Annotated in this window: 3 protein-coding genes; all 3 read right to left on the reverse strand. The window is 70.0% G+C overall.

What is annotated here, in order from left to right:
• Positions 1 to 371 (reverse strand): DUF1622 domain-containing protein (locus HR086_RS44335; protein WP_174468654.1); only part of this gene is annotated, 371 nt, incomplete at its 3' end.
• 155 nt (positions 372 to 526) lie between these two features.
• Complete coding sequence (locus tag HR086_RS44340; RefSeq protein ID WP_174468655.1) at positions 527 to 2281, reverse strand: peptidase MA family metallohydrolase; 1755 nt, start codon at positions 2279 to 2281, stop codon at positions 527 to 529.
• A gap of 11 nt (positions 2282 to 2292) precedes the next feature.
• Complete coding sequence (locus HR086_RS44345; protein WP_217442200.1) at positions 2293 to 5361, reverse strand: DUF4175 family protein; 3069 nt, start codon at positions 5359 to 5361, stop codon at positions 2293 to 2295.
• Positions 5362 to 5369: the final 8 nt, after the last annotated feature.

Genomic DNA, 5369 nt, shown 5'->3' on the forward strand with positions numbered 1-5369 from the left:
CGGGGAGGGGAGGCGGTGGGACGCGCGTGTTCGCGCTCGGGCTGCCAGGGCCAGCGGCCCTCGAGCTCCACCGTCAGGGTGAAGCTGAGGAACGTCCGCACCAGGACGATGAGGCCCAGCACCAGGACATCGCGCAAGGTGGGCTCGTTGCTCACGGTGCGCAGGATGTCGGCGGCGACCAGGAACTCGAGGCCGAGCAGGATGGCGCGGCCCAGGTTCAGCCGGAAGAGGCGATAGGCCTCGGCGGGCGGGAGCCCCCGGTGCCGGAACAGCATCGCGACGAGGGCAATCAACGCGCCCAGGACCATGGCGCCGACGCCCGCGGCTTCCATCAGCCGGGCGGACAGCGAGACGAGCGGCCGGATGTCCATGACGACGCCTCCCCGGCTGAACCTGGACACTGCGAGGGCGGGCCTTCAGTGGCGGGCAGGCCCCTGCCTGTCGGCTCGCTCTCTGCCTGCTCCAGGCTCCACGCCGAGGCGCGCCGCGGGGACGGGCGCGCGTGCCCTGCTTTCCGTGTCGCGGCTCAGCGCCCCGCGTCCGTCGGTCCCGTGGCGGGCGCGACGGGCTTGCTCGGGGCGCCTCCCGTGGCGGGGACGTTGGTCTCCGACAGCACGCCCTCTTCGCGCAGGAACTGTTGCGCCAGTTGGTCGACCTCGGCGGGCTCCAGGCCGGTGAGCACCACCGTCGCCGCCTTCGCGCGGGTCGCCAGCGCCGTCTCGCCCAGCGCGCCGTGGATGCGCGTCAGCGCCACGTGGATTTCGGGGTCGAACGGGTCCGAGGCGAGCGCCTCCAGGTAGGCCGTCTTCGACTTCGGGTAGTCCTTGCGGTGCAGGAGGATGCGGCCCAGGTGCACGTTGGTGGCGGGCGAGCCCGGGTGCACGCGCAGGCTGCCGCGCAGCACGGACTCCGCTTCATCCAGCCGCTTCAACTCCAGGAGCGCCAGCGCGTACTTGTTGGAGACGGACTCGTACTTGTCGCCCACCAGCTTGTGCGCCTTGGCGTACTCCTCGGCGGCGGCCTTCACGCGGTTGCGCTCGCGCAAGAGTTCACCCAGGTGCGCGAACTTGCGCGCCGGCACCTCCGCCACCTCGTTGAAGTCGCCGAAGGAGATTTCACGGCCCTTCTTCTCGCCGTCCTCCTTCGACTTGTTCTTCGCGTCCTCCTTCAGCACCACGCGGTCGTCGCGCGGCACCAGCTCCGAGGGGAAGGGCTGCTTCTTGATGTGCGAAAGCCACGTCTTCTCGAAGAGGGCGAAGGGCATGCCCATGGCCGCCTCCACCGCCTTCTTGTCCGTCTGCCCGGCCTTCAGCTCGTGGACGACGGCGCGCAGCCCGGCCGAGCCCTTGGACTGGTGCACGTAGTCGATGGCGTAGAACACCTCCGCGAACGCGGTGGCCGCGTCCTCCGCGGTGGGCAACAGCGCGATGGACGGGTGCATCTTCTCGAACGGGATGAGCGTGTCCGCCTTCACGCGCTTGCCCAGGAGCGCCTGCGTGGACGGCGTCATCGCCAGGCCCGCCTTGCCGCGCCAGCGCGACTCCAGGAACTTGGCCAGGCCCTCGTGCAACCAGATGGGCACCGTGTTGCGGCTCATCTGACTGACGACCAGGTGGATGTACTCGTGCGCCAGCGTGTCCTGCCAGTCGTAGCCCTGCGCCACGGCCTTGGGACTGGTCACCATCAGCTTGTTGAACTTGCAGATGGCGATGGTGCCGGTGGTGCGAATCTGCTTCTCGGTGAGCGTGCTCACCTTGGACAGCTCGCGCGCGTTGTTCACCACCTCGACGCGAATCTTCCCGCCCGGCGGCGTCCAGCCCAGGTCCTCCGCCATGGCCCGGTGGATGGCCTCCAGCGTCTCCAGCGCGTAGGGCACCAGCACCGCTTCCTTGCCCTTCGGATAGAAGAAGATGAAGTGCTCGCTCTCCGCGCGCTCGTGGCTCTTGACGATGTCGCGCGTGTCCTTGGCCAGCCGCAGGTAGCTGCCCGGCTTGTCCTCGATGTTGGCGCCTTCCAGGAGCCCCACCGCGTCGTCGTAGCGGCCCTCCTCGAAGGCCACGCGGCCCTGGTAGTACTTCAAGGGCTCCACGTCGGAGGGAATCAGCTGCTCCACCGCGGCCAGCTCGCGCTTCGCCCCGGGCACGTCCCAGTCGTCCAGGCCCTGCTCCACCTGGCCCAGGCGCGTCTTCACCTCGTCCTTGAGGGAGGACGCGTCCTGCGCGACGGCGGGCGTGGCCACACCCAGTCCCAGGGCCAGCGCGAGGGCCACCCAGCGATTCATCCGGCGGTCTCTCACTTCACCAGCTCCTCGTAGTAGCGCTTCACCTGCTCGCGGTACTTCTCCGGCGCGCCCTGCTTCATCGCGTCCAGCAAGTCCTTGCGGAACTCCTTGGGGGCCTGGAACGCGTCCTCGTCGGGCAGCTCCACCTCGTCCTTCGGGTCCCTGCCGGAGTTGCCCTGCTTGCGCCCGCTCATCCCACCGGGAAGCGGCAGCCCGCCCTTGCGGCCCTTCTGGCCCTGCTGCATCTGCTGCTGGAACTGGCGCAGGCCCTCCAGCGCGGCCTGCTGCTCGCCGTAGCCCCGGCCCGGGTCCTTGCCCTGCATCCGCTGCGCGGCCTCGCCCATGCGCTGGCCCACGCCCTCCATCTGCTGCGCGGCCTCCTCGCCGAACAGCGGCGCCGTCTGCTCCATCTCCTCCATCTGCTGGCGCAGGTTCTGCGCGCGCTGCTCCAACTGCTGCTGCTGCTCGGAGAGCTGCTGGAGCTGCTGCTTCTCCTGCTGGGAGAGCTGCGAGCCGGGGGGAGGGAAGAGCGACTGGAGCTGCTTGTTCACGTCCTGCACGTTGCGCGCGTCACGGTCCAGGCGCTGGGCCAGCTCCGAGGACTGCTGCCGCACCTCGGGCGGGTTGCCGAACATCTCGTCGAGCTGCTTCTGCTGCTCACCCATGCCGGCCAGCTGCCGGGCCGCGTCCTCGGCCCGGGCGGCAGCCTCCGCGGCCAGGTCGAAGTCGTTCACCTTCAGCGCGCTCTCCACGTTGCGCAGCTCCGACTGGGCCTCTTCCAGCGGCCGGGCGGCGCGGCTGTTGAGGTGCTCCGGGTTGAGCTTGTCGTAGCTCTGCTGGGCCTGCTGCACCTTGCGCATCAGGTCGTTCTTGATGGACTCGCCGCGCTCGGAGAGCCGCTCCTTGTTCTGCGCGCGGGCCTGGTCTCGCAGTTGTCGCGTCTGCTCGGCCACGCGCTGCTGCTCGTCCACGGTGCCCTTGAGGTCCTCCATGAACTTGCCGAACTTCTCCGCGAGCTCCGGGTACTGCTCGCCGCCGAACTCCTCGTTGGCTTCGTCCAGGCCCTTGAGCATCTCGTCCATCTGCATGCCCAGCTCTTGAAGCTTCGCGAGCGCCTCGTCCGTCTTGCCCTCGCGCATCAGCTTCTCCACCTCGTCCAGGGCGCTCTGCATGTCCTGGTCCTTCATCATCTCGGACAGGGCCTCGGCGTTGAGGTGCTCGTCGCGGATGCCCTTGCGCATCTCCGCCATGCGCTGCATCAGCTCCTGGATGCGCGCCTTGAGCTGCTGAATCTGCTCCATCACCGCCTGGCGCGCGGCCTCGTCGGGGTTGGCCTTGAACTGCTCAATCAGGCGCGACAGCTCTCGCCGCTCTCCGGCCAACTGCTTGCCCATCTCCTGGAGCGCCTCCAGCTTCTGCCGGTCCAGCAGCGCCTCCAGGTAGAGGATGTCCTTCTCCAGCTCCGCGATTTCCTCCGTCACCACGCCGGACAGGCGGTTGCCGGTGCCCCAGTCCTCGCCCCGCGCGCGCTGGGTGCGCAGGTAGAGGCGGCGGAAGTCCGCGGTGCCGTTGATGTGGCTGCCCAGGGACTCGGAGATGTTGGCGAGCGCGGAGACCAGCTCGGTGGGCACGTCGCGCTCGCGCGACAGCGTCTGCGCCAGGGTGCGCATGTCGGTGATGAGCTGCTGGCCACTGGTGTCCACGGACGCGGCGGTGGCGATGGCCTGGGCGTCCTTCTGCTTGTCGCGGTCCGGACCCTCCAGCCGGTCCGCCAGGTGGTCCACCATGCGGCCCCACAGCTGCTCGGCCTTCTCCAGCGCGGCGCGGTGGTGCTCGGCGGCGGAGTAGATGCGCAGCACCTGCGTGCGGCTGACACCCTTCTTGGGGCCGTCCACCGCGTCGTTGTCCTGCGCCTCGACGAAGTAGGTAATCCGGTCGCCGGCGTCCATCTTGAGCGAGCCCAAATCCCAGGTGTACGTGTCGCGGCTGCGCCGGCCGTCCTCGCGGCGCAGCGGCACGCGCGTGTCCTTCTGCGCGCCGGGCGTGCGGAAGACGAGCGACAGGCCGGACAGGCCGTAGTCGTCGGTGGCCTCGTACTTGAGCGTCACCTTCTGGTTGGGGTCGACCTCCAGCTCCGCGGCGGGCGTCATCAGCGTCACCTGGGGCGCCTTGTCCGCCTCCACGGTGAGGGGGATGTCGGGGCCCACCGCCAGGGGCTTCTCGCGCCGGGCGTAGAAGACGAAGTGGTAGTGGCCGGTCTGCTTCGCGATGAAGGTGCCTTCCAAATCGCGGTTGCCGGTGACCTTGAGCGGTACCGACTCGGTGTTGATGACCAGCTCCGCGCGCTCCACGGGGCGGTCCGAGCGCGTCTTGATGAGAATCTCGGTGCCGGCCGGGGCGCTCACGGCGCCGTCGGTGCCGGGCACGGTGCGCTGGGACAGGCCGGTGTACGCGGGGTAGCGGTACGTCAGCTCGATGTCGCCGGTGATGGGTTCGACCTGCGTCGGGGCCTCCGGAGCGCGCGCCACCTCGAGGATGCGCTTCAGGCCCGCGGCCCACTTCTCACCGAACAGCCCCAACACCAGCGCGAGCACCAGCAGCACGCCGCACGCGGCCAGGGCGCTGCGCTGCACGGGGCGTCCGTCGACGATGGAGCGCACGTCCACGGTGCGCACCCGCGTGTCCATCTGCGCGAGGAAGGCCTCCGCCAGCTCCGGCGAGCCGTTGGCGTGTCCGCCCTGCTCGCGCCGCAGCTCCACCGCGGCCAGCACGTCCAGCGACAGCTCCGGCCGACGCTGGCCCACCAGTCGGGCGGTGAGCAGGTCGTCGCCCACCCGTCGCCGCGCGAGCCACAGGCCGAAGACACACGTCACCGCGGCGCCCACGGGCACGGCCATGCCGAGCAGCGACCCGCCCAGGCGCGGGGCCACGAGTCCCAGCAGGCCGCCACCCACCCACAGGAGGCAGGCGGCCATGAAGCCCAGTGCGAGCCCCTGGAGCCACAGGTACCGGCGCTGCCGGGTGCGCACGGCGGAGAGCAGGGCTTCCACGCCACGGCCCCGCGAGGACCTGCCCACCAGGGTGGGCG

Source organism: Myxococcus sp. CA039A, assembly GCF_013336645.1.
In the GTDB taxonomy this organism is placed as follows: Bacteria; Myxococcota; Myxococcia; order Myxococcales; family Myxococcaceae; genus Myxococcus; species Myxococcus llanfairpwllgwyngyllgogerychwyrndrobwllllantysiliogogogochensis.

What these genes read in the sequence shown, in the direction of transcription:
- HR086_RS44340 (WP_174468655.1), bottom strand. Translation starts at nt 2,281, where the DNA reads ATGAATCGCTGGGTGGCCCTCGCGCTGGCCCTGGGACTGGGTGTGGCC.